Source organism: Desulfovibrio ferrophilus (genome assembly GCF_003966735.1).
Lineage (GTDB): Bacteria > Desulfobacterota > Desulfovibrionia > Desulfovibrionales > Desulfovibrionaceae > Desulfovibrio_Q > Desulfovibrio_Q ferrophilus.
Window position 1 is genome coordinate 326,259 of sequence record NZ_AP017378.1, and the last position, 26,046, is coordinate 352,304.

A 26,046-nucleotide genomic window follows, 5' to 3' on the forward strand; every position below is an offset into this window, starting at 1 on the left:
CGTCGGTTATTCGGTGGTGCCGATGACACCCTGGACGAACCAGGTCATGCCCAGCAGGGACTCGTCGTCGGCGACCTTGCCGGCAGCGACCTTCGGTGCGCCAGCCTGATCAAATACAGGGCCAGTGAAGACCTTGTACTTGCCGTCCTTGATGGCCTGCTTCTTGGCGTTGACCGTGTCCTGGACATCCTGAGGCACCATGGCGCCGAATGGGGACAGGTCCACGATGCCTTCAGCCATGCCGGGCCAGTAGGAGCCATGCTTCCATTCGCCAGCCAGCATCTTGGTCACGGCATTGGCATACCAGGGAGACCAGTTCCAGATGGGGGCGGTCAGGTGGGCCTTGGGGGCGAAGTTGGACATGTCGGTGTTGTAACCAACGGAGTACACACCACGCTCCTCGGCTGCTTCCTGAGGGCCGGGGGAATCCTGGTGCTGTGCGATTACGTCGCAGCCAACATCAAGCAGGCTTTTGGCCGCTTCTTTCTCTTTGGCCGGGTCATACCAGGTCTTGGTCCAGACAACGCGGACTTCGGCCTTGGGGTTCACGGCCTGTGCGCCAAGGGTGTAAGCGTTGATGCCGCGAATGACTTCGGGGATCGGGAATGCCGCAGCGTAACCCAGTTTGCCGGTTTTGGACATGGAACCAGCGACCATGCCAGCCAGATAGCGGGCTTCGTACATGCGGCCAAAGTAGGCGCTCATGTTGGGAGCTGTCTTGTAGCCGGAGCAGTGCATGAACTGTACGTTGGGGAACTGCTTGGCCACTTTGAGCATGGGGTCCATGTAGCCGAAGCTGGTGGCGAAAATGGCAGTGTACCCTTTGCGGGCCATGTTCAGGATGACGCGTTCTGCGTCAGCACCCTCAGGCACAGCTTCGACAAAAGAGGTGGTCACTCCGGGCATTGCTTCCACGGTTTGGCGACCCATGTCATGGGCATAGGACCAGCCAGCGTCGCCGATGGGCGACACATAAATGAAACCGATCTGAGCGCCTTCACCGGCTGGCTCGGATTTCTGGACAGCAGGGGCTTGCTCGGCTGGTGCTTCAGCCGCAGGCTTTGCTTTGGGAGCGGGTTTTTCTTCCTCGCTGCCGCAACCGGTCAGAAAGGGAACGGTCATGATCGCGATCATCATCGCCAGCAACAAAGTTTTACGCATCGTCATCCTCCGAGTTCATAAATGTTTCACTCCGGGTTATCCCATATATAAGGAATTGAGCAAGTCGGAAAGCTCCGGCAGTGAGGCTATGGTAAACGGGTTTTACGCTTCCCCGTTTTCACGCATGGTGGCAATGGGTGCTACGAACTTTGATTCAGCATCCCAAGGGAACAGGATCCATGTGTCCTGGCTTACTTCGGTAATGAACGTGTCCACCAGCGGGCGGCCTTTGGGCTTGGCGTAGACCGTGGCGAAGTGTGCCTTGGGCAACATGGCCCGAAGGATCTTGGCTGTGCCTCCGGTGTCCACCAGATCGTCGATGATCAGCCAGCCGGAGCCATCCCCGGCCAGGGTGGCTTCCTTGAGTATCCTGGCCTCGCCTTGATCCTTCCAATCGTAGCTGGCGATGCAGGCCGTGTCGATGGTGCGCAGGTCCAACTCGCGAGCCACCACCGAGGCAGGGACAAGTCCTCCCTTGGTCACAGCCACAATGCCTTCCCACGGTCCCAGTTCCAGCAGTCTCCAGGCCAGAGCCTTGGAGTCGCGGTGCAGTTGTTCCCAGGAAACGGGGTAGGTCTTTACGTATCTTTCGGATTTGGTGCCCATGCATCAGCTCCCAGTATTTGAAAAAGGGCACTTTGTACAAAAAACGCGGCCAAGGCAAGCTTCATCTTCTGCTCGGGAAGGGAAGGCTTGAGTGAGCATCTGTGGCAAAATCTAAGGTGGACGTGGGCTTATGGTGACAAAATTGAAGGTGGGACAAAAATGTAGGTCAAATTGTCGGGTTTGGCCTTTGTTTTGCTCTATATGGTGCAATCTGATTGGCGAAATCCGGTGGGGATTTTCGATTGATCAGCAAAGCCAGTTGGTTAGATTCCATTTGCTGGAAAAGTGTATTTTTACAAGTTTACAATTTTGTATCTACAGCACCCAGCCTAATTAACTTATTTGTAATTGTTAGCGACTGCGACAGGAGGAGCCGCATGAATGCTGCCGATACCGCATTTATTTTGATCTGTGCCGCCCTGGTCATGTTCATGACCCCCGGGCTGGCTTTGTTCTACGCTGGAATGGCCCGTTCCAAGAACGTCTTGGGGACCGTGATGCACAGCTTCGTGTTGTTGGGGGTCGCCTCTCTGGTTTGGGTCCTCGTGGGATATTCATTGTCATTTGGCACTGATATCGGTGGTTTCATTGGCGGGTTCGACTACCTGTTCCTGAATGGTGTTGGCCCTGAGCCAGGCGGTCCAACCGAAAATCTGCCACATCTGCTGTTCATGATTTTTCAGTGTATGTTCGCAGTCATTACCCCGGCCTTGATTACCGGAGCCTTTGCCGAACGAATCAAATTTGGTCCCTTTGTGGCCTTTTCTGTTTTGTGGTTGATCTTTGTCTACAGCCCCATGTGTCATTGGGTCTGGGGCGGTGGCTGGATGGGTGAAATGGGTGCCCTTGATTTCGCGGGTGGTGCCGTCGTGCACATGAGTTCCGGTGCAGCTGCCCTGGCAGCGGTGTTGGTTCTTGGCAAGCGTAAAGGGTACGGCACCGAGCCGTTCATTCCGCATAACCTGCCCATGACCCTGACCGGTGCAGGTATCCTGTGGTTCGGCTGGTTCGGCTTTAATGCCGGAAGCGCCTTGGCTGCCGATGGTGCGGCTGCCAACGCCTTTGTGACCACTCATGTCGCTGCTGCCGCAGCCGTGGTGAGCTGGCTGCTGGTGGAAAAATGGCACCATGGCAATGCAACGACCCTTGGCGCTGCCTCAGGCGCGGTTGCTGGACTTGTGGCGATTACCCCTGCCGCCGGATTCGTTACCCCTATGGGTGCGTTGGCTATTGGTCTTGGTGGCGGCGTTATTTGTTATGGTGGCGTATTTTTGAAGTCGGTCTTCAAGTATGACGACGCGCTGGACGTGGTAGGTATTCACGGTCTGGGTGGAACCTGGGGCGCATTGGCTACCGGCATCTTCGCGGTGGAGTCCGTGGGCGGAGTGAATGGCCTTCTGTACGGCAACCCCGGACAGTTGTGGATTCAGTTCGTGTCTGTCGTAGGTACCTGGGGGTACTGTTTTGTGGTGTCTTATATCCTGTTCAAGGTCGTTGACGCCGTGATGGGACTGCGTGTTGGTGTTGAGGATGAAATTGGCGGTTTGGACGTCAGCCAGCACAGTGAGACAGGCTATCAGCTGTAAGTGGCGGCTTGTCATTGACCAGAGCTATCGCATATAAATAGCAAGGAGATTGAGGATATGAGAAAGGTTGAAATCATTACCCGTCCTTTCAAGCTGGACGAGGTCAAGGCCGCACTGACGGAACTGGGCATTCAGGGCATGACTGTGACCGATGTTCGCGGTTTTGGCCGCCAGCGTGGGCATAAGGAAGTCTATCGAGGTGCCGAATACCAGGTTGATTTCGTGCCCAAGGTAAAGATCGAGGTCGTGATTGCGGACGAGATGGTTGCCGAAATCGTGGAGGCCGTGACCAACGCGGCCCGCACCAACCAGATTGGTGATGGCAAGATTTTCGTCTCTCCCGTGGATGAAGTGGTTCGAATCCGAACCGGCGAAACCGGGGATGAAGCCATTTAGCAGGTTGCCTTTGTTTTTTCGCAACTTGTGGGGACAAGAACGGCTTTTGGCTGCTGGTCTTGATATCCCAAAATTGCTACAACCGGCCCCGCACCCGTCAACTTTGGCAGGAGCGGGGCCGTTTTGTTCAATGCGATGATTCAGCAAGAGGAGGCGTCATGGAGAGGAAGCCATCAAAGGCAGCAAAGGTTCTGGCAAAAGGCCGTGATGAACTGGCCGCGAGAGCGGATACGTTGCCTGGCGACATCTTCTGTGCGGAATTGACGTCACTGGTGGATGTTTATTTTCAGTCCCGGCTTCGGGAAATCTGGCCCAAGATTGGCCCGCCTCCCGAAGAGTGTCCTTTTGCCGTGGTGGCCGTCGGTGGGTACGGGCGGCGTGAGCTCTGCCTGCGTTCGGACGTGGACATTCTGTTGGTCTACGAACGTCGTATTCCTCCCCAGGCATTGGATCTTGCCCAGTCATTGTTTTTCCCGTTGTGGGACATGGGCTGTGATCTGGGGCACGGGTTTCGCAGCATCAAGGAGAACCTCTCCCTGGCCCGTAAGGATTTTCAGGTCTTCGCCTCGTTGCTTGATGCCAGGTTTGTGGATGGCAACCCTGAGGTCTTTGATGCCCTGCAAAAGGCTTTCACCGAGAAGGTGGCTGCAAAGAAAAAGAAGGCCTTCTGCAAGTGGCTGGTGGATGCGAATAAAGAGCGTCTGAACCGTTTTGGTGATGCCAGTACGCTGTTGGAGCCTGATCTGAAGCGGGGCATCGGAGGACTCAGGGATTATCACCAGATTCTCTGGCTTGGGCAGATGGACACGGGCACAAAGGGCATTCCGGAATTGTTGCGGTGTGGGGTGCTTACCGAGGCCCAGGCCCATGTGCTTGAAGATAATGCCCGGTTTTTGCTTGCCGTTCGGAACCAGTTGCATGCCGAGTCGGGACGTCGAAATGATCGGCTGCATATGATTCATCAGGAAGCCATTGCCAAGGCGATGGGCTTTGAGGATGCAAATGGTTCCCTCGCGGTAGAGGGATTCATGGCACGGCTGCATCGCGAGATGGCGGCGATCAAGGTTTTGCACTCCTCGATGACTTCGAGGGTTACGCATGGAGCAAAAGGGAGTGGCAAGTCCAGGGAACTGGCTCCTGGTATTGTGGCGGTGGGTGGTAAATTGGTTTTTGCACTGCCTCGAGGCTATCCTGATGATCCCATGGTTCTTATGGAGATCTTTGTCTGCGCTGCTCGCGAGGGCCTGCCCTTGTCACTGGAAGCTCGGGGGTTTGTCACGGGACACCTGCATCTTGTGGGTGAACACCTTTCAGGCTCTCCGGAAGCGGCCCGACGTTTCGTGTCCATCCTGACTTCGGGTAAGGCGGCTCAGACGTTGGAACAGATGATGGAGAGCGGGTTCCTGGGGGCATTTGTCCCTGAGTTTGGTCGAGTGCAGGACGTGGTGCAGTTCGATACCTACCATATTCATCCCGTGGGTTGGCATACGGTGGAAGCCCTGCGCCGCCTTGAAGGACCCATCAGACAACCGGATAAAAAATTTGCGGACCTGCGTGATTCGTTTGACGACCTTTCGACGCTGCTGCTTGGTGCGTTTTTCCATGACGTGGGCAAAGGCCTGGGTGGTGGACATTCGGAAAAGGGTGAAGGCATCGCGCGAGCGGTTCTGAAGCGCTGGGATTGGCCTGAGGCTGCTGCACAGGAGATTGGATTCCTGGTGCGAGAGCATCTTGTGGCATTCGAAACTGCTACCCGACGTGACCTGGGAGATGAGTCCGTGGTTGCCGGGTGTGCCGGGCGAGTCGGGGATGAACGTCATCTGAATATGTTGATGCTGTTGACTTGGGCCGATGCCGGTGGAACCGGCCCCGGGGCCTGGACTAAGTGGTCGGCAAGCCTGCTCTGGGAATTGCACGGCAAGGTCGTGCGCATGCTGAGGCGTGGACGGCTCGCCACGGCAGATGCTGTGAGTAAATCGCGAAGGACTCTTGGGGCTTTGCGTGAGGCTGCCGTGGACACGGTCAATGAAGAGGCCGTCGAGAAATTTTTGGATCTGCTGCCTACACGCTACACACTATCCATGCCGGCAGAGGACATCCTGCGGCACGTGGACATGGTTCGCCGGTTGAAGAAGTCCGTGGAAGAAGCCAAGCGTACCCGGCCGGGCGGTAGAGGTGGCAGTGGCGTTGTCGTGGTCGAGACCAGAGATATTCCTGAAAGTGGCGCCTGGGAAGTGGCCGTGGCGGCGCAGGATGATCCACGTCTTTTCGCAACCATTGCCGGAGTGCTGGCCCTTCATGGCATCAATATTGTGTCCGCCGAGTGTTTCCTGTGGCGGGATAACACCGTGGTTGATGTGTTCGTGGTCTCTGATCCACCCGAACATTTACCGCGCGGGGTCTTTGAATCCCGTGTGGCATCGAGTGTCCGCAATGCCATGAATGGTCAATTGTCGCTGTCTTATCGGCTGACGGAGAAGCGTCGTTCTCCTCTTGCCCGTCAACCAATCAGCGCCGAGCCTGAGATCGTTTTGCATAATGAAGCCTCGGACTTCTACACCCTTATTGAGATCGCCGCCCCTGACCGGGTGGGGCTGCTGTATGATGTGGCCCGGGCAATGCTGAATCTGGGGTTGTCGATTCAATTGGCGAAAATTGCGACCTACGGCGATCAGGTTGCGGACGTGTTCTACGTCCGCGAGGAGGGAGGGAAAGTCTCCAATGCGGAGCGAATCCGGGAGGTGCGTCATTCGTTGATGGCCTGTCTGGAGCGTTCTTGAGCAAAACCTCCTGTCCAAAAAATTGTGCTGTGAACGCCCCTTGATGTTCGTCTATTGAGTCGGATTCCAAGGGGCGTTTGCTTGTTGCTGCCGATCAGCTTTCATGAACGGGGCGGCATGACTGTCGATTTCTTTCATCCGTCGAATAATCATAACACTCCTGTAATGAATCGTCTGTAGAACAGCCCAAACTCATTACAGGAGGAGACAGCTGTGACTGCGGATGACAAACTCGAAATACGTGAGTCCCTGCGGGAAAGACTTCGGTTTCTTGAATCCAGAAACCTGTCCATTGATGCTTCAAACTGCCCTGACGAAAATGAATACGCCTCTTTGGTCAGCGAAATGCATTTCAATGTCGTGATGAGAGAACGCGAGAGCCGCCAGTTGGTGGAAGTTCGTGAGGCCTTGGACAGACTCTGCGATCCCGATTTTGGGTATTGCGAGGAGTGTGGGGAGTCTATCGGTTTGGCTCGCCTCAAGGCCAATCCCCAGGCGCTCTTTTGCATCATCTGTCAGGAACAGACCGAACAGGCCGCGTAATCGCGGCTTTTTTGTGGGGGGGATTTGTTCGATGTGACCAGATGTTGAGTCCGTTCCTGCCTCTGGTGTCTGGTTGCGGATGGAATGAGGCCAGTGATCTGAGGCGGGTTGTTTCCCGGTGTGGGTTTGTGGCGTTGCAGGGGGGATCGAAGTGAGTTCCTGGCTAGGTGTCACTGGGCCATTTGGGAGCCTTGAGCAGTGTCAGAAATTCGTCTTCGGGCAGAGCTGGGGAATAGAGAAACCCCTGCGCCAGAGCACAGTTCAGGTTCTGAAGGATTTGTTCGTGGGCATGGGTTTCCACGCCTTCGGCAACGACATGCAAATGCAGAGATTCCGCCATGGCGATGATGGTCGAGGTAATGGCTGCGTGCCCGGGGTCATGCTCCATGGTGGCGATGAAGGACCGGTCGATCTTCAGCGTGTCCAGCGGGAAGCTGGTCAGGTAGGACAACGACGAGTAGCCGGTCCCGAAGTCATCAATGGCCAGGCTCACGCCCAGCTTCTTCAGCTTGAGGAATGACTGTCTGACCCGGTCCATATCGCTGACCAGCAGGGCCTCCGTGATTTCCAGTTCCAGAAATTGAGGGGCCAGACCGGTTTGCTCCAGTATTTCCGCCACAACCTCGGGCATCTCTTTTTCCAGAAACTGCCTGGGTGAGACGTTGACGGCCATGCGCAGTTCGGGATGCCCTGCTTCATGTATTCTGCGTGTGGCGAGGCAGGCTTCGCGCAGGACCCACTCGCCCACCGTGTGGACGAGGTCGGTTTCTTCCACCAGAGGGATGAATCGGCCCGGTGCGACAAGGCCCCACTGGGGGTGGTTCCAGCGGATCAAGGCTTCGGCACCGGCCGTGCGGCGGGTCTTGAGGTCGACTTTGGGCTGGTAGTACAGCACAAATTGGTTCTCTGCCGCGGCGCGTCGCAGCGCAGTTCCCACCTTCATTCGTTCCGAAGCTCGTTCCGTCATGTCTGAAGAAAAGAACTCATAACTGCCGGTTCCTCGTTGAGTGGCGTGGTGCAGGGCGTTTTCGGCATTCTTCAGGAGTTCTTCGCTATTCTCCGCGTCGTCGGGGTAGACGCTGACACCTATGGAACAGGTCAGTACTGCCTCCCCTGCAGCTAGTGCGAAGGGACGTGAGAGGATCTCCTGGGTGGCCTGGATGACCGGAGCGATGTCCTCTGTGCTTGTGATTTCGGTCAGAATCAGGGCAAATTCATCACTCCCCAATCGGGCGGCGGTGAAAGCTTCATTCTTTGAATCACCGAGCCTGCGCGCGGCCTCCTGAAGCAGTTCATCACCACTGGTGATCCCCATGGATTCATTGACCGTTTTGAAATTATCCAGGTCCAGGATAAGGACGGCGACAATTGATTTGCTTTGCCGGGCGTGGCCGAGTTCCTGCTTCAGCAGGTTCAGTAGCAGGGCGCGGTTGGGCAAGCCGGTGAGCAGATCGTAGTTATTTAGACGGTAGATGCTTTCCGCACTCTGTTTTTCCGCTGTCAGATCGGAGATCGTGCCCACATAATTGATGACTTCTCCATGCTCATCCTTGACCGCAGTGATGCGGAGCCAGGCAGGGAATAATTCGCCATCCTTTTTGCGGTTCCAGACCTCACCGCTCCAAACGCCGTTTGAAGAAATACTTTTCCACATTCTCTCATAGAATTTTGAATCATGCCGACCGCTTTTCAGGGCCCGTGGAGTGTTCCCGAGCGTTTCCTCCCGCGTGTAGCCTGTGGTGTCTGTGAAAGCCTGGTTGCAGTCCAGAATGATGCCCTTGGGATCGGTAATGATGACCGATTCGCGGCTTTGCTCAAAGACCTTGGCTGCCTGGCGCAAATGGATTTCCGAGCGTTTGCGCTCGGCAATATCCACCAGAGAGACGATGTAGCCCTTTTCAGGAATGGCGGGGTCAATGAAGCGGATGGACATTTGGACGACAACCTTGCTGCCATTGCTGTGCCGCATGTCGACATCCAGGACTACTTCGTTGCCACTGTCGCGGGCTTCGTCCACGGCCTGTCCCACCCGGGCGTAGTCTTCGTCCGAGTCGTAGAGCTCTTTCGTTGGCATATCCGGGAAATCGTCATGCGGGCGGCCGAACATGCGACTCATGGCATCGTTGACCCAGAGGAATGTCCGATGGCGGCACAGTGCCAATCCATAGGGTGAGACCGAAAGGATGCTGTCCATGATGCGCTTGCGCTCACTGGCCCTGCGCCGCAATTGGCTGTTGAAGGAGAACAGTGCCAAGGCTCCTAGGCTCAGAACTGCCAGAGCGATGGTACCCCAGAGGGTTATTTTCTTGAGGTCCTCGGAGGAGTATTTCTTTTCAGGGGGCAGGAACCCATCCAAGCGGGCCCCGGGGGGCGCCATATCCAGCGATACATATGTATCAAGGATGTTTCTCCAGCGCTGCACGTTCATTGTGCCCAATTCCACGAGCCGTGGTTGAATCAGGCTACGCAGCACTTCGGCTTCATTGAATAGCTGGGCTCGGGTTTTGTCGGGAGTGTATTTGCTGATGATGAGGTCGACCATTTCGCCGGGGTGATCCATGGCATAACGCCAGCCCATGAGCGAGGCGTCCACAAAGCGTTTTGTCCGTTCCGGGTGGCTCTTGAATTCCTCCTGAGTTGTGATCAGGATGTCTCCATAGAAATCAATCCCGTAAGTAAGAGGCCGGAAAGCTACGGTGGGGATGCCCTTGTGTCCGAGGATGAAAGGTTCGTTGGAGAGGTAGGCTGCCATGGCTGCCACCTCACCCGTGATCAGTTTGCGTGCTGTCCAGTTATGGACTTCGACTGTGTAGTCGGTGTCGTCCAAACCTTCCGAACGAAGCATGGAAAGGATGTCTGCTGACAAGGGTGGCCCCAGCATGAGCCGTCTTCCCTTGAGATCGCTCAAGGTGATGATGTCGGAATCCGCACGGGCGATGAGTGCGAAAGGCGAATGCTGGTAGATGGCGGCAAGGGCCACGATGGGCGCGCCCGCAAGAAATTGGCGTAAGGCGTCGGAGGTATGGACTGCGTATTGTGCCGAGCCTTCCATAATGGAGTTGATGGTTTCTGTTCCCGGGCCCCCTTCGAGCAGAGTGACTTCCAGTCCGGCTTGGCGATAGAAGCCCTGCTCCATTGCCGCATAATATCCGGCAAATTGAAACTGATGTTTCCACTGGAGCTGCAGAGTGATCTGGTCCATCCCGTCATCGGCGAGACTCTGGGTGATGGGGCACATGAAACCAAAAAAAAGGGTCAGGGCAAATAATACATTCCGCATCCTACTCATTCTATTGAAGAGAAGGGGTAAAGCAAGGAAAAGTTGTGGGCGGATTGAGTGAGCAAACCTTGATTCGTGGACGGGATAGCCCTTGCGATTGCTGCCCGCATTGGGCTACCTGAATGAACAAGCTTAATAATCAAGGAGTGTTCCATGCCCGCAGAACCGCATTGCTCAGCCCCCCCGGAATTCAGATTCGATTCGAGGCGTTCACCGGTCTATGCCAAGGGTGGAATGGCAGCAGCGAGCCAGCCGCTGGCTGTGGAGGCCGGTTTGTCTATGCTGCGCCGGGGCGGCAATGCCGCAGATGCAGCCGTGGCTATGGCTGCTGTTCTTGCCGTGACCGAGCCCGCCAGTACCGGGCCGGGGGGCGATGCCTTCGCCCTGTTCTTTGAGGCCGAAACGGGCAGAGTGCATGGTTTGAACGGCTCGGGACGGTCTCCTCAAGGGTTGACGTTCGACCTGCTCAAGCAGCGTGGTCTCAAGGAACTGCCTGCCCGCTCGGCTTTGTCTGTTACCGTACCCGGAGCCATAAGCGCCTGGTGTTCCTTGCTTGAACGTCACGGCACCTTGCCGTTGGGAGCCGTGCTGGAGCCTGCCATTCGGCATGCCACAGACGGTTTCCCTGTCGGGCCTGTGTCGGCAGATTTATGGGCCAGCGGAGCACAGGAAGTACTGGGTTCAGCACCCGGTGGACAGGCCTTGCTGCGCGGTGGAAAGGCACCCCGAGCTGGTCAGTTGGTCAACAATTCTGACCTTGGGCGTTTGCTGGCGACTTTGGCGGAGGCAGGAACCACGGCCGATGCTTTTGAATTGTTCTACCGGGGGGAGATCGCTTCACGGCTCGCTCAGACAGTGAAGGATGCAGGAGGCGTGCTGGATGAGACTGATTTGCATGCCCATGAGGCCGTATTCCCGAAGCCGGTGAGTACTGTGTACAACGGGATGCGCATTTTCGAGTGTGCCCCCAACGGACAAGGCGTCACCGCACTCATGGCCTTGAATATTCTCGACGCCCTGGATGCCTCGGCAACAACGGAGCCAATGTCCGCCCAGCGCCTGCATCTGCAGATCGAGGCTCTTCGCCTGGCATTTGCCGATGCCCATCGGTTTGTTGCGGATTCGGAAACCATGGATATCGGGATTGAGGCCTTGCTTGATCCTGCCTATGCAGCGCAGCGGGCCGGACTTGTGCGGCCTGACCGGGCCATGACTGATATTCCCCACGGGGTACCCATGGCCTCCTCGGATACGGTCTATTTTTGCGTGGTGGACAGCCAAGGCAACGCCGTTTCCATGGTCAATAGTGTCTACAGGAGTTTTGGTACGGGCATCACTCCTGAAGGGCTGGGGTTCTCTTTGCAGAACCGCGCAGATAATTTCTCCATGGACCCGAATCATCCCAATGCCCTTGGACCGGGCAAACGCACCTATCATACGATTATTCCGGGCCTGGCCGTGCGCGAGGCCGATGGTTCCCTGTACGGGCCGTTTGGGGTGATGGGTGGGTTCATGCAACCCCAGGGGCACGTCCAGCTTCTGTGCGCCCTGTTGGATGATGGTCTGGCTCCGCAGGCGGCTCTGGACCGGTTGAGGTTCTGTCTGCCCGCAGGTAGCCCATATGACGCCGTGGCAATGGAAGAGGGACTTTCGGAGACCCTGCGAGGGGAGTTGCGGGCAATGGGGCACAAGGCCGCTTATGTGCGGGGTTGGGATCGTGCCCTGTTCGGCCGGGGACAGGTGATCTTGCGTGATCCTGCCACGGGGTGGCTCTGCGGAGGCAGTGATGCCCGTGGCGATGGGCTGGCCTTCGGCTTCTAGGCTGTTGCTGATGCGTGCATCGGATAGAGAGTTCGGACTGTGCTGAGAGTCGTCTGTCTTTATTCTTGGGGTACCTCTGATTTACCAAGATTGTTTGAGATTCACTGCTGATCGTGCTATGCCGCATACAAGAATGAGGACGTGGCTCCGGTGAAGTGGGATGTGTTTTTTACAAAAGTCGGGGCTTATTTCTTCACTTTTTTTGTTTGTAACGAGAGCTTTCTCGGGTTGTTCTTTGGACATTCATATCAAGCAGGAGGCGGCAATGCTCAAACGTCTGATAATTGTGGTGATGGTATGTACACTGTGCGTGACGTTCGGGACTGTGAACGCCAAGGCTGGTGACAAGAATCTGATCATCGCCACCGCCACAACGGGTGGAACCTACTACCCAGTGGGCGTTGCTATCGGCACTCTGGCGAGCATCAAGCTGGCGAAATCGGACAAGATTACTGCCACAGCCATTAATTCCGCTGGCTCCGGCGAAAATGTGCAGATGCTCAAGAACAAGGAATGCGACCTCGCCATTCTGCAGGCCTTGTTCGGCCTGAACGCCTATAATGGTGCTGGCCCATACAAGGGCAAGGCCTACAAGGACTTCCGCGCCGTGACCATGCTTTGGGAGAACGTGGAGCATTTTGCGTTGCTTTCCAAATACGTCAAAACCGGTGATGTCTCTGATCTGCATAATCTTGATGAAAAGTTTTCCATCGGCAAACGCGGCTCCGGCACCGAAGGCTCCGGGCGCACATTGTTTGCAGCCCTTGGCATGGACCCCGAGAAGGAACTCAACCTGGAGTACCTAGCTTACACTCCGTCGGCTCAGGCCATGATGGATAATCGTATCGTAGGCGCGAACATCCCCGCCGGTCCTCCTGTTGCTGCCATCACCATGCTCTATGCCCAGTTGGGAGCCAATAAGGTCAAAGTGCTGGATTTCACGGACAAGCAGTTGTCCACCATTGAAAAAAATTATCCGATCTGGACCCGCAAGGTCATTCCTGCTGGAACCTACCCTGGGCAGGAGAAAGATATCAGAACGATTGCCCAGCCCAACTTCCTGGCTTGCCGGGCTGACCTGCCCGACGAGGTCGTCTACAAGTTGACCAAGACCATCTATGAAAATCTGCCGTTCCTGCACAACATTCACAAAGCCACCAAGGCCATGAGCCTTGATCGGGCGACCACCGGTTTGCCTGCTCCGTTGCATCCGGGCGCGGAGAAGTATTACCGCGAAGTCGGCGCCATCAAGTAGAGCCCGCGATCCATCGGTACCATCGGCGGCGGGGGATGACTCCCGCCGCTTTTAATCCCCCGAACAGTGCCCGCGCTTTGGACATGGAAACAGGGAGACTGCATGGCGACTGAGATTCGTGCTGACGGTGTGAAGAAGGATCTGGGTGGTGAAACCCTGGCCGTGAAACGTGAATTGTCGGGCTTCACTTCGTCGTTCATCTACTGGGTCGGCGTGATCTGCTCTCTTTTCCATATTTGGGTGAACACCGTGGGTGTGATGCCCGAAATCCAGCGCAATGCCCTGCATTATGGATTTGTGCTGCTCATGGGGTTCATCATGTTCCCCATGCTGCGCAAGCATGCCCGGGCGACATTGCCTCTGGACTGGGCCCTGGGGTTGTTATCCTTCGGGGTTGCCTTGTATCTGGTGCTGTTCGAGGACGCTCTGCATGCACGCAACGAGGTCCCCTTGCTGATCGACCTCGTGGCTGCGGGTGTAGCCATCGTGCTGATGCTGGAGATCACCCGTCGCACCACTGGCCTGTTGATTCCCGTGCTGGCCATGATTTTCCTGGGCTACGGGCTTGGAGGGGGACAGTATCTCGAGGGGCTCTGGCATTTTCCGGGTGTGACCGTGCCACGGATGCTGTATCGCATGTATTTTGCGCCTGACGGCATCTTCGGCACCATTGCCACCATCAGCTCGACCTTTGTCTTTCTCTTCGTGCTCTTTGCGGCGTTTCTCCTCAAATCCGGGGCCGGTGAGTTCATCATTCGTCTGGCCCTTTCGCTCATGGGGCATTCAGTGGGTGGGCCAGCCAAGATGGCCGTGTTCGCCAGCGGTATTATGGGCTCTGTTTCTGGCAGCGCTGTCGCCAATACCGTGGGCACAGGTTCCATCACCATCCCCATGATGAAGCGCATCGGATTTTCCCCCAGGTTTGCGGGAGGGGTCGAGGCCGCTGCCTCCACTGGCGGGCAGTTGATGCCGCCCATTATGGGCGCGGGTGCGTTCATCATGAGCCAGTGGACGCAGATTTCGTATCTCAAGATCGTGGGCGTGGCCTTCATTCCTGCCCTGATGTATTTTCTGTCCGTGGCATTTTTCATTCACCTGCGCGCCCGCAAGCGTGGCTTGAAGCCCATGGCCGAGGCTGATATCCCGCGCCTGAGGGAGGTACTCAAGGAAGGCTGGAATTTCTTCATCCCCATCGCCGCTCTCATCGGGTTGCTGATGTATGGCTTCACCCCCACTTTTGCAGCCTGTGGTGGGATTGCCGCTATTGTCGTCGCAAGCTGGTTGAATCCCAGGACCCGCATGGGGGGGAAAGATATTCTGGATGCCTTGTCCAGCGGTGGGCGGAATATGGTGACCACGGGTGTGATTCTGCTGTGTTCGGGAATCGTCATCGGGGTGGTGCTGATGGTGGGCATGGGTATCAAGTTCTCCATGCTGATTACCGAGATTTCCGGCGGTAGCCTGATTCTGACTATTGTCCTGGTGGCTCTGGCTTCGCTCATTCTGGGCATGGGCTTGCCGGTGACGGCTTCGTACATCGTGCTGGCCGTGCTTGCTGCGCCCGCCATGCAGATGCTCGGGGTCAGCCTTCTGGCCGCTCATATGTTGATCTTTTGGTATTCGCAGGATGCCAACGTGACCCCACCGGTGTGTCTGGCGGCGTATAGCGCCGCAGGTATCGCAGGGTCGGGACCGCTGGAGACAGGGATTGAGTCGTGGAAGTTGGCCAAGGGCCTGTATCTGATTCCGCTCCTGTTCTGTTATACCCCGATTTTGTTCGAGGGGCCTTTGTGGCAGGTAGCCGAAGCTGCGCTGACGGGTACGGCCGGATTGTTCTGCTTTGCGGTCTTTTTTGAGGGATTCTGCCATCGGCTCCTGAACTGGGGCTGGAGGTTGGCCTATTTCGGGTGCGCCGTGCTGCTGTTGTGGCCTGAAATGGCAACCCATGGCTTGGGCGTAGTGTTACTGTTGGCTTTCACTGTTGTGGGGCGAGCTGCGGCGAAAAAGATGGAAGCCCATCCGGCCTGATTCGGGTGATGGGGCCAGGTAAGGATCGGGGCTTGCCTTGAGCCGAGTCCAAAGGTATTCATGCACCCTCATGACAGGTGCTGAGTAAAGCTGACAACCATTCAACAATGTTGGAGCATATCCCATGACATTCAAGAAGAATCTGCTTGTGGCCGTTATGGCCGTATTGCTGCTTGCCTCCTGCCAGCAGAAGGAAGCCGCCAAGGTTGCCGTGCTCGATCCGGGACAGGTCTTCCAGACCTGTGATGTGTGCCTTGAGGGTGGCAATTACCTTCGTGGTCTGAGTGACAAGATGCGTGTGGAGCTGACCGAAATGCAGGCCTCCATGCAAACTGATACCAGCGAAGATGCCCCCAAGAAATTCCAGGAGCGCTACGCTGCGTTGCAGGCCGAGATGCAGGAAGAGCAGAATCGGATCGCGGGTATGCTCAACGAGACTTTCGTCAAGATCATGAATGAGTACCGCGCCAAGAATAACGTTGGTGTGATCATGAACAAGGAAAATGTTCTGTCCTTTGATGAGGCTGACGACATCACCGAGGCCATGATCGCCGCCATGAACGGGGCCAATATTGATCTGGCTCTGCCTGAAAAGGCCGAGGCCGCCCCGGCTGCCGAGGAAAAGAAGTCTGAATAGCTGACTTTTTCCGATGAATATCTAGACCCGCATGGCTTGTCCATGCGGGTCTTTTTTTGGGTCTCATGGCCTTGTCCAGTGATGTTGACCACGGGGTTCATCGGTGTCATCTGGAGGCCATGGCACAGCGATGGATCATGCACGTGGATATGGACGCCTTCTTTGCGTCCGTTGAGCAGCTGGATAACCCGGAACTCAGAGGGCGTCCGGTTATGGTTGGCGGTGAACACAGGGGGGTGGTTTCCGCTGCATCCTATGAGGCCCGTAAGTTTGGAGTGCACTCGGCCATGCCAGTGGCCCAGGCCAAACGCCTTTGCCCGAACGGTGTCCTGGTGCGGGGACGAATGGCCAGGTACAAGGAATTGTCCTCCATGGTCATGGAAGTGATTCATGGTTTTTCGCCGGTTGTGGAGCAGACCTCGGTGGATGAGGCCTACGTGGATGTTTCCGGCACGGAACGCCTGTATGGTTCGGTGGAGGAGGTGGCTCGCGCACTCAAGACGGGGGTTCAGGAGGCCACTGGATTGACCTGCTCGGTGGGTGTTGCCCCTGTAAAGTTTTTAGCCAAGATCGCGTCGGATCAGAATAAGCCCGATGGAATCACCATTATTCGCCCGGAAGAGGTTCAGGGGTTTCTGGAAACGCTGCCGGTGGGCAGGATTCCCGGAGTGGGCCCCAAGGCTAGAGTCACTCTTGCCCGGTGGGGAGTCACCACAGTGGGGGATGTCTTGAAGCGTTCCCGGGCATTTTGGGAACGGCGTATGGGCGAACGAGGATTGGTCTTTTATGATCGAGCCCAAGGCATTGACCCTTCCGGAATCGTTGCCCACGGTGCCCCCAAGAGTTCCAGTGCGGAGACCACGCTGAGTGATGATATCTCCGACAAGCGGGAGCTGTCTCGCTGGTTGATGGTGCAGGCCGAACGAGTGGGGCATGACCTGCGCCGTCATGGGCTGCGTGGCCGAACGGTGACTCTGAAGCTCAAGTACTCGGACTTCAAGTCGATCACCCGAAGCCGGACTCTGCCCACTCCGACCGACAGTACGGACACCATCTACGAGGTGGGCATGGATCTACTGGCTGCTGAGCGTCTGGAGCGTGCTGTTCGGCTGATTGGTGTAGGCATTTCCAATTTTGGTGAGGTGGCAAGCCAGTTGTCCCTGCTTGGTGGAGACACGGGCGATGACCCGGAGCGGAGGCGGTTGGATAGTGCCATTGATGCCATTCGGGATAAATTCGGCGGAAAGGCTCTTTCGCGTGGTAAGGTATTCGGATTGAAGGATAAAAAATGATTTTTCAGATGTGAATAGGCTTGTGATTAATGATTATCCCATTGGATTTCAAGGTGTTGCCTACTATTGCAGTATTGATTTCTAACTAGTTGCTTTTTTACACGAATCCAGTATGACCCGGGTATGGGGGAATCCTGGTGAGAGGGCGTCATTCCACGCCGAAACCGGATTTGAGAGATGCATGGTTCCTTAGGCTGTATCGACTACGCATTGCTCTTGACGGCCGTGTCACTCTTCTGGCTGGCGACGGTATGCTTTACTGCAGACGGTCCCACGGGTCGCAGGTTTCCTTTGGTATGGCTGGCCTGGTTTGGATTGCTCTCCGGGATTGCCAGTTGTCTGGAGCTCTGGGGCGTAGCCGTTCCCGAAAGCGATTTTCTGATGACCGTCAGGACGCTGGTCGTGCTGGGTGCTGCCATCTGTCTTGTGGAGTTCTGGGCCAGATACCGCGAGCGGAACCACAAGCCCCGTCGGGGCGCCCTGGGATACTTTGCCTTGCTTGGAGTCTATGGTTTTGCCGTGGCTCTTGATCCTTCCAATCCCTTCCGTTGGACCAGCGTTTTCTTCAATGCCCTGAGCGCCATGCTTGCTGCATGGACGTTCCTTTATGCTGGCCTACGAGCAGAAAACAGTCGCTACTGGTTGTTGGGGGCAGCGGTCGCCTGCCTGGGTGCCGGAGGGTTAGCCTCCATTGAGGCCTATGGCTTTACCATGCGCGCTGCCATCGATGCCTTGGCCTTGTTTGGTGGTGCTGCCAGTCTGGGAGCCGTGCTGATTGTTCGAGCCTGTCTGGTGGTGGCGCTGACAGGCTGTATCTGGAGGATGAGCACCCCCAGGCAAGGCCATTTCTCTGTGCCTGGCCTGTTGGGTCTTCTGTGGCTACCCGTGGCGCTTGGGTTGCTGCTCCTTGCTGGATGGGGCATGACCGAGGCCGAAGGCCGGAAGGCGGATCAAGCTCAGCGCAGAGACCTGCTGATGCACTCCCGCATGGTTTCCGCTGCCCTTGATCGCGAGATGGTCTCCTGGTTGGGCTGGACCGCAAGTGATGCCGGAAAGGTCGTTTATCTGAATCTCAGGCGTCGTTTGAGCCAAGTTGTGGACAGTGATGGCTCCGTGTCCTGGGCCATGTTGTATCTTGTGCAGGATGGAATGATGATTTCCGGGGCGGCGTCAATGCTGCCTGGCCCCAGGTTGCCCTTGCCACCCGGCGCGGTCGTGGACAAGTCGCCCGATCCCTCGATCTTGGAATTTTGGGAGACCGGTGCGCCCTTCGTGGAAGGACCCATTCGTCGTGGGGGGACAATATCCGTGACGGCCCACGTGCCTGTGACCTTTAGTCAGAATGGCGGTGTGCAGGCGGCTCTGGCCATGAACACCGAAGCCGTGAACTGGTATAGGCGTATTGCGGCGTCGCGGCTGGTACCCATCAGAACCACTTTGTTGGCTGCTTCTTTGCTGCTCGGTTTTCTGGGAACACTCAGACTTCGGTCCCGGCAGGATACGCTGCTGCAGGCCTCCGAGCGTCGTTACCGTTCTCTGTTCGGGTCCATGCTCGAAGGGGTGGCTTACTGCCGCATCATCGAGGATGAGGATGGCAAGCCTGTGGATTATGTGTTTCTGGACATGAACCCCGCTGCTGAGACCATGCTTGGAAAGAACAGAGAGGTTCTTATCGGACGCACCGCGCTGGAAACTTATCCTGAATACAATGACGAACTCCAGAAGTGGGTTGATTATTTCGGAACGGTGGCAAAAACCGGTCGTACCCGTAGTACGGAGATGTTTTATGGGCCGCGTGAACGCTGGTTCATGGTGCGAGGATTCAGCTGGAAGACTGGGTCTTTCGCTATTTCGTTTAATGATATCACGGAACAACGCAAGACCGAGCGGGAGCATCGTCGATTGGCCCTGCTTGATCCTCTGACGGAACTTCCCAACCGTCGTCTGTTCCGTGACCGGCTTGATCAGGCCCTGGCCCGTTCCGACCGGACGGGGCAGAAGTGTGCCGTGCTGTATCTCGACCTCAACGATTTCAAGGCCGTCAACGACAACCATGGCCATGCCTTTGGCGATGTCGTGCTGTCCGAAGTAGGGGACAGGCTGCGGACCTGCATGCGCCGTTCGGATACTCTGGCGCGTATTGGTGGGGATGAGTTCGTTGCGGTGATTCCAGAGATCAAGGACTTTACCGAGGTTGCCGTGGTGGCAGGCAAGATCAAGCATTCCATGTCTCGCCCCTTCCGTTTTGGTGATCGCGTTGCCATGGTTGGCGTCAGTATCGGAGTCAGTATTTATCCCGACCATGGCGCCGATGCCGGAACAATTCTGCTTCGTGCAGATGCCGCCATGTATTCCGGTAAGGGTGACAAGAGCAGGCAGTTTGTGATGTATGAAGCTTAACTGGCAGAATTAAAATCCTGCCAGCCGGGTGAAGGGCAGAAGCCGTTGCCTGTTTTGATCATCGCCAACCTGTCTGGAGCGTCATGCCTGAGAATGATTCCCCCAATTATCGTATGGAAGAAGACAGTCTGGGGCCCGTGAGGGTTCCTGCCGACAAGCTGTGGGGTGCGCAGACCGAGCGCGCTCTGGGACACTTTGCCTATGGCGAAGAACAAATGCCCATTGAAATTGTCCATGCCCTGGGCAGAATCAAAATCGCCGCAGCCAGGATAAACAGTTCGCTGGGCCTTATTCCGTCCGATGTTGCCGAGCTTGTGGAGCGTGCTGCCTCCGAGGTTGCCGCCGGGCAACTGGATGAGCATTTTCCTTTGCGTATTTGGCAATCGGGGAGTGGTACCCAAACCAATATGAACGTCAACGAGGTTGTGGCAAACCGGGCGGCCCTTCTAGCAGGGGCGGAGCCGGGGCAGAAAACTCCCGTGCATCCCAATGATCACGTCAACCGATGCCAGTCCACCAATGACGCCTTTCCTTCGGCCATCCATATGGCTGCTGTGGATGTGTTGACCTGCAAGCTTCTTCCCGCTCTTGAAAATCTTGCGGCGGCCCTTGGGGACAAAGCCGAATCCTATGTAGGGATCGTCAAGATCGGCAGGACGCATCTGCAGGATGCCGTTCCGCTGACTTTGGGGCAGGAATTCTCGGGGTATGCGGCTCAGGTTGTGGATTCCGTGATGGGGTTGCATGGCATGATGGATGGTCTACTGACGATCCCGCTGGGCGGAACCGCTGTGGGAACGGGGCTCAATGCCCACCCACATTTTGCAGAGCTTGCAGTGAACGAGCTGCGGGCATTGACGGGCTACCCCTTTGTGACTTCCGAAAACCGATTTGCCCAGTTGGCGGCCCACGATGATCTGGTTGCGGCCTCGGGTGCTGTGCGCCGAACGGCCGTGGCGCTTATGAAGATTGCAAATGACATTCGTTGGCTTGGTTCCGGCCCACGATGCGGCATCGGGGAAATCAGACTGCCAGCCAATGAGCCGGGGTCGAGTATTATGCCAGGCAAGGTCAACCCCTCCCAATGTGAGGCGCTGACCATGGCCTGCGTACAGGTGATGGGTATGGATGCTGCCATGGGGATGGCTGGTTCCCAGGGGAATTTTGAACTGAACGTCTACAAGCCGCTCATGGGGCACTGCCTGTTGTCTTCAATGAAGACTCTTGCCGGAGCCGTGGCGTCTTTCACCATGTATTGCGTCAGCGGTATCGAAGCCGATGAAAAACGTATTGGTGATGTGGTGGATAAATCTTTGATGCTGGTGACGGCCCTGGCCCCGGCCATTGGTTATGACCGGGCAGCCGAAATCGCCAAACTGGCGCTTGAGCGGGGCGCAACCCTGCGTGAGATCTGTCTGGAACTCAAGGTTCTGGATGCCGAGACCTTTGACCGTCTGACAGATCCTTCTTCAATGATTGGGCCGTCTGCATAGTTCGCGCGAAATTCACTGAGAATCATGTGTTTTCCCACGTTGCAGGCTGTGTTACAGCTTGTTGACGACGTTTGCCTCATGTTCTGAAATGGGGTAAGAGCGGCACGCGGAACAGGGACATTCTCGCGCCAAACCGAGAAACGGAGTAGAGACTTTTATGGCACCACACGCCAGTAGAATCCAATATATCGACGGTATTCGCTTCAAGCGGATCATGTTTGCAGCTGCCGAGCGGCTGATTGAAAATTATCGCTATCTGGACGAGATCAACGTCTTTCCAGTGCCCGATGGAGATACCGGCAGTAATATGGCCGGAACCATGCGCTCCATTGTCGACGGCTCGGCCGAGGCTTTGGACGAGTCCATCGAGGCCATGAGCAATATCATTGCCGAGGCCGCCTTGCTGGGCGCTCGAGGCAACTCCGGGGTCATCCTGGCGCAGTTTTTCTGTGGTTTTGCCGAGGGTGTGAAGGACATGGTCCGAGTCACCCCGCAGCAGTTTGCCGATGCCATGACGCGTGCTTCCGAGCGAGCCATTGAGGCGATGTCTTCCCCCAAGGAAGGCACCATCCTTACGGTTATCACCGACTGGGCCGATCATCTGGGTAAGAACTGCCACCAGTATCGTGATTTTCCCGAACTGTTGCACGATTCGCTGGGCCGCGCCCATCAATCCCTGAAGGAAACCACAGAGAAGTTGGCTTCTCTGAAGGCTGCCGGGGTGGTCGATGCCGGTGCACAAGGTTTTGTGTATCTGCTGGACGGGATTGTCGACTTCGTGGAGCGCGGTCGTCTGGATCGTAAGACCGAGAAGGAGATGCTGGCCGGGAGCGGTGGCCCCAGCGGCAGGGTGCAGGAGCGCGTTGCCGTCGAGGAATTGACCTTCCGCTATTGCACCGAGTGTCTGGTGCGTGGCAAAGGCATTGATCGCGATAGCCTGCGAACCATGCTGACCACCCTGGGGGATAGCCTGATTGTGGCCGGTACAGGGACCGTGGTGCGCGTTCATGTGCATACCAACGAGCCGGAAACCGTATTTGAGGTTGCCGAACGCTATGGTGAAGTCAGCCGTCGAAAGATGGATGACATGCTCAAGCAGCATCAGGATCTGGTGGCCAAGGCCCGGCAGCGCGTGGGGATCGTGACCGATTCCTGCTGTGACCTGCCCGAGGAATTTCTGGTCGACCATGGTATCCGATTTGCGCCGTTGACCCTGACTCTGGATGGGACGGAATATCTGGACAAGGTCGATATCACTACCGCCGAGTTTAATGACCGTTTGAAGATGTCTACCTCGGCCAAGACTTCCCAGCCTGCACCGATCCACTTCAAGAATCTCTATACCGAGATGCTGGACGATTACGAAGAGGTGGTCTCCATTCATGTGGTGGCTGGATCCAGCGGCACGTATCAGGCTGCGGCCAATATGGGCCGACAGGTGGATGCCGAGCGCGTCACTGTGCTCAATGGGAACTCCGTGTCCGTTGCTTTAGGGTTGATTGTGCGTGAAGCATCCTTGGCTGCCGGGCTGGGTATGAGTGCCACCGAGGTGACCGAGGTCGCCAACGACGCCATCGAAAAGGTGCGCGTGTTCGTGAGCATGGACACTTTGGACTTTGCCGTGCGCGGTGGTCGTATGAGCAAGAAGCAGGGCATGATTGCCAAGGCCCTGCGCATCAAGCCCGTGCTGACCTTCAATCGTGAAGGCAAGGCCGAGGTCGTGGGCAAGGCCTTTGGAACTCGCTTGGCCGAGCGCAAGCTGATGAGCCAGATTCGGGAATACGCCAAGGGCAAGCAGAACATGCGTTTTGCCATTGCCCACGTGGCTGCCGAGGGTACCGCTGCCCGCTATCAGAAGTTGATTTGGAACGAGTTCGGCGCCGAGCCGCAATTCGTGCTGGAAGCTTCACCTGTGCTGGGCTGCTACTCCGGCCTCGGGGCCTGCGCCGTGGCTGTGCTGGGCGACTGATCCCCGCGAGGAAATTGCAATATGTAACCCGCCCTTGGTCATGCCATGGGCGGGTTTTTCTTTTCGGGGTTGGCCTGGTTTGCTTGGCAGCAATCAGTTCGGCATGGAGTCGGCGATCTTGGTGTGCAATTGGGATAACTCCGTTTTGCCCAACTTGAAGTAGCAAGCAGCCAGTCCGCGATGGGCTTGGGCATTTTTCGGGTCGAGCTGGAGCGCGCGCTTGTAGTCCAGAATGGCCGCTCCATGCATGTTCATTTTCATGTTGAGCCATCCTCGGCTGTAATAGTATTTTGAACTGTCGGGGATGATCGAGATGGCCTTGTTGATCTCCTGCTTCGCTTTGCCGAACTCGTTCAGGCTCCTGTAGGCTACGCTCATGGAGTGATGGACCGAACCGTTTTCTGGGTCGAGCTTAAGCGCGATGCTGAGATATTTCAGGGCGTCGCGAAATTTCTCGTTCCCATAGAGGATGCTTCCCAACGTCCAGTAGTGGCTTGCAATTTGAGGTGAGTGCTCGATGCTGTTGTAGGCGTCCTTTTCCGCAAGGGCATATTGCTCTGATTTTTTATAGGCCAGGGCCCTGTTGTTGTATGAACTGGCGAGTTTATGGCCGGATTCGATACACTTCGTGTAGTCCGCGATAACCTTTTCCGTGGGGATTTTGTCCTCGAAGTTGAAGGCACGTTTGAAATGGATATCGATGGGAGTCTTGTCGCCGTTTTGCTCGATGCATGCTTCGATCAGGCTGAGTGCCTTCGACGGATCGCCTTCGAGGAAGCTCATGGCTTCGCTGCACGGCCCGGTCGGGGAGGAGTGGCCAGCTGAGGTGGAGCCCGCCATGAGCCACCTTTCTGGAATCAGTTCAAAGTGTATTGCCAAAGGCACCGCCACAGCGGTGAGTACCAAGGCGACCAGAAAAATCGGTCTCGGCATGAATCCCCCTCCTGCTTCTGCTTGGTAAAGAAGTCTTTAGATTCGTTATATTGTATTTGATATCTGATCAACCCCGAACACGATTGCGTTGAATAACAAAAGGCCGCCGCTCGTAAGAGCGGCGGCCTTTCTTATTGGCGAATGGCGGCTAGACTACTTCAGCCAGGAATCCACGGTCTCGGGGAATTCCTTGATGAAGCGCTTGGCGTTCTCGTAACGGTCAGCGCCGGGCTCCTGGTTCCAGGCCATGAGCGTCTGCATCTGCACGGCGTCCTTGTACTCGAACTTGTCCAGGAAGGCATAGACTTCGGGCTTGTCCTTGGAGAGGCCCTTGCGCACGATGGTATCGATGTGCTCTTCGCCACCCAGGGTGCCCTTGGGGTCGGCCAGATATTTGAGGTCCCACTTGCCGAACATCCAGTGTGGGGACCAGGCGGTAACAACTACCCATTCGTTGTTCTTGATGGCATTGGACAGGGCGGCGGTCATGGTGGCGCCGCTGCCTTCCATGAGTTCCAACTTCAGATCGTAGTCTTTCACGGCCTGCTCGGAGAGGCGCATCAGGCCCGCACCGGGGTCGATGCCGATGATCCTGCCGTCAAACTTGTCGGCGTACTTGTTCAGGTCAGCAATGGACTCGGCCTTGACGTAGGAGGGGACAGCCCAGCCCAGCTTGGCTCCGCCAACGATGGGGCCGAGGTTCTCGACCTTGTCTTTGACTTTGGCCAGGTAGTCGGCGTGGGTCACGGGCAGCCATGCGGTGACCATGCCGTCCACGTCGCCGGTGCCTACAGCCTGCCACATGGCAGCAGCGGCAACGGGGATGATTTCAACTTCATAACCCATTTTTTCCTGCAGGACCGCCTGAACCAGGTTGGTGCTGGCGGCGGCGCAATCCCATTCAACATAAGCGATCTTGATCTCGTCCTTGGCGAAGCCGGGGACGGCAATGGCTGCGATGATCAGTGCAGCGGTCATAATGGCCAGCAATCGTTTTAGCATGAAACCTCCAAATCGTGGTTGTGGTTGATTTATCTTTTTGCTCCGACCTTTTGGAGCACTCGGTCCAGAATGATGGCTACGATGACGATGCCGATGCCCGCCTCGAAGCCGTTGCCCATTTGCAGTCTCTGGATGGCCTTCCAGACTTCGCCACCCAGTCCTTTGGCGCCGATCATCGCAGAGATGACGACCATGGACAGAGCCAGCATGACGGTTTGGTTGATGCCCGCCATGATGGTGGGCGTTGCCAGGGGCAGCTCCAGCTTGAAGAGTCGTTGCCATCGGTTGGAGCCAAAGGCCTCGGCACACTCCACCAGTTCGGGTGGAACCTGCTTGATGCCAAGGCAGGTCAGGCGGATGGCGGGAGGCATGGCGAAGATGACAGTGGAGAAGATCGCCGCCACTTTGCCCAGTCCGAAAAAGGGGATGGCTGGGATCAGGTAGACGAACGCAGGCATGGTCTGCATCACGTCCAGGACTGGCATCACCAGGCGATAGGCGGTACGGCTCATGGCTGCGGCAATGCCAAGCGGCATCCCGATTGAAATAGCCACCAGCGTGGACAGAATGACCAGGGCGATGGTGCTCACCGTGGCGCTCCACAGGCCCAGGTTCCAGATCAGGCCCAACCCCAAGAGTGTCAGCAAGGTGATTCCTTTGCTGCCTCGGGTGAGTTTGTAAGCCAGGGCGGCAGCGATGAGGATGAACAACCACGGCGGTAGTGCCATCATGGCGTCTTCCACGACATCCAGGATGCTGCCCAGGGCCACGGAAAAGGCTTTGGTGGCAAAGGAAAGATGCTCGACCAAGAAGTCGATACTGGTTTCTATGATCTGCCCGAGGGGGAATTTAGGGATGGTCATC

Annotated in this window: 18 protein-coding genes; 12 read left to right on the forward strand and 6 right to left on the reverse strand. The window is 56.5% G+C overall.

Features of this window, described 5'->3' with window-relative positions:
• Positions 1-6 precede the first annotated feature (6 nt).
• Complete coding sequence (locus EL361_RS01495) at positions 7-1,161, reverse strand: BMP family ABC transporter substrate-binding protein (RefSeq protein WP_126375871.1); 1,155 nt, start codon at positions 1,159-1,161, stop codon at positions 7-9.
• 102 nt (positions 1,162-1,263) lie between these two features.
• A complete protein-coding gene (gene gpt / locus EL361_RS01500) occupies positions 1,264-1,767 on the reverse strand; it encodes a xanthine phosphoribosyltransferase (protein ID WP_126375873.1) in 504 nt (167 codons plus the stop codon).
• Positions 1,768-2,144: 377 nt separating this feature from the next.
• Between gpt and EL361_RS01505 the strand changes: the two genes are divergently transcribed.
• The 4 genes from EL361_RS01505 (at position 2,145) to EL361_RS01520 (ending at position 7,072) form a co-directional block, all read left to right on the forward strand.
• Positions 2,145-3,353 (forward strand): ammonium transporter, encoded by a 1,209-nt coding sequence (locus EL361_RS01505; RefSeq protein ID WP_126375875.1) that lies wholly within the window; start codon positions 2,145-2,147, stop codon positions 3,351-3,353.
• Between the two features lie 57 nt (positions 3,354-3,410).
• Entirely contained in the window at positions 3,411-3,749 is a 339-nt protein-coding gene (locus tag EL361_RS01510; RefSeq protein ID WP_126375876.1) for a P-II family nitrogen regulator, read from the forward strand.
• 158 nt (positions 3,750-3,907) lie between these two features.
• The gene (gene glnD / locus EL361_RS01515) at positions 3,908-6,529 is read left to right on the forward strand and encodes a [protein-PII] uridylyltransferase (RefSeq protein ID WP_126375878.1); all 2,622 of its coding nucleotides are present in this window, start codon (positions 3,908-3,910) and stop codon (positions 6,527-6,529) included.
• Between the two features lie 213 nt (positions 6,530-6,742).
• Complete coding sequence (locus EL361_RS01520; RefSeq protein WP_126375880.1) at positions 6,743-7,072, forward strand: TraR/DksA family transcriptional regulator; 330 nt, start codon at positions 6,743-6,745, stop codon at positions 7,070-7,072.
• 163 nt (positions 7,073-7,235) lie between these two features.
• Here the strand turns inward: EL361_RS01520 and EL361_RS01525 are convergent, their stop codons facing one another.
• Positions 7,236-10,352, reverse strand: coding sequence for an EAL domain-containing protein (locus tag EL361_RS01525; protein WP_172961584.1), 3,117 nt, complete (start codon positions 10,350-10,352; stop codon positions 7,236-7,238).
• 153 nt (positions 10,353-10,505) lie between these two features.
• Here EL361_RS01525 and EL361_RS01530 point away from each other — a divergent pair, with 153 nt between their 5' ends.
• The 8 genes from EL361_RS01530 (at position 10,506) to EL361_RS01565 (ending at position 23,247) form a co-directional block, all read left to right on the forward strand.
• Positions 10,506-12,173, forward strand: coding sequence for a gamma-glutamyltransferase family protein (locus tag EL361_RS01530; protein WP_126375884.1), 1,668 nt, complete (start codon positions 10,506-10,508; stop codon positions 12,171-12,173).
• A gap of 265 nt (positions 12,174-12,438) precedes the next feature.
• The gene (locus tag EL361_RS01535) at positions 12,439-13,428 is read left to right on the forward strand and encodes a TAXI family TRAP transporter solute-binding subunit (protein ID WP_126375886.1); all 990 of its coding nucleotides are present in this window, start codon (positions 12,439-12,441) and stop codon (positions 13,426-13,428) included.
• A gap of 102 nt (positions 13,429-13,530) precedes the next feature.
• A complete protein-coding gene (locus tag EL361_RS01540) occupies positions 13,531-15,456 on the forward strand; it encodes a TRAP transporter permease (protein ID WP_126375889.1) in 1,926 nt (641 codons plus the stop codon).
• Positions 15,457-15,580: 124 nt separating this feature from the next.
• Complete coding sequence (locus EL361_RS01545) at positions 15,581-16,093, forward strand: OmpH/Skp family outer membrane protein (protein WP_126375891.1); 513 nt, start codon at positions 15,581-15,583, stop codon at positions 16,091-16,093.
• Positions 16,094-16,212: 119 nt separating this feature from the next.
• Positions 16,213-17,385 carry a DNA polymerase IV gene (locus EL361_RS01550; protein WP_126375893.1) on the forward strand — a complete coding sequence of 391 codons (1,173 nt, stop codon included), beginning with the start codon at positions 16,213-16,215 and terminating at the stop codon, positions 17,383-17,385.
• Positions 17,386-17,562: 177 nt separating this feature from the next.
• Positions 17,563-19,785, forward strand: coding sequence for a sensor domain-containing diguanylate cyclase (locus EL361_RS01555; RefSeq protein ID WP_126375895.1), 2,223 nt, complete (start codon positions 17,563-17,565; stop codon positions 19,783-19,785).
• Between the two features lie 83 nt (positions 19,786-19,868).
• The gene (locus EL361_RS01560) at positions 19,869-21,278 is read left to right on the forward strand and encodes a class II fumarate hydratase (protein ID WP_126375897.1); all 1,410 of its coding nucleotides are present in this window, start codon (positions 19,869-19,871) and stop codon (positions 21,276-21,278) included.
• A gap of 157 nt (positions 21,279-21,435) precedes the next feature.
• Entirely contained in the window at positions 21,436-23,247 is a 1,812-nt protein-coding gene (locus EL361_RS01565; RefSeq protein ID WP_126375899.1) for a DegV family protein, read from the forward strand.
• A gap of 93 nt (positions 23,248-23,340) precedes the next feature.
• Here the strand turns inward: EL361_RS01565 and EL361_RS01570 are convergent, their stop codons facing one another.
• The 3 genes from EL361_RS01570 to EL361_RS01580 form a co-directional block, all read right to left on the reverse strand.
• Entirely contained in the window at positions 23,341-24,180 is an 840-nt protein-coding gene (locus EL361_RS01570; RefSeq protein WP_126375901.1) for a tetratricopeptide repeat protein, read from the reverse strand.
• A gap of 153 nt (positions 24,181-24,333) precedes the next feature.
• Complete coding sequence (locus EL361_RS01575) at positions 24,334-25,182, reverse strand: glycine betaine ABC transporter substrate-binding protein (RefSeq protein WP_126375902.1); 849 nt, start codon at positions 25,180-25,182, stop codon at positions 24,334-24,336.
• Between the two features lie 29 nt (positions 25,183-25,211).
• Positions 25,212-26,045: an ABC transporter permease gene (locus tag EL361_RS01580; protein ID WP_126375904.1), complete on the reverse strand. Its 834-nt coding sequence runs from the start codon at positions 26,043-26,045 to the stop codon at positions 25,212-25,214.
• Between the last annotated feature and the right edge of the window lies 1 nt (position 26,046).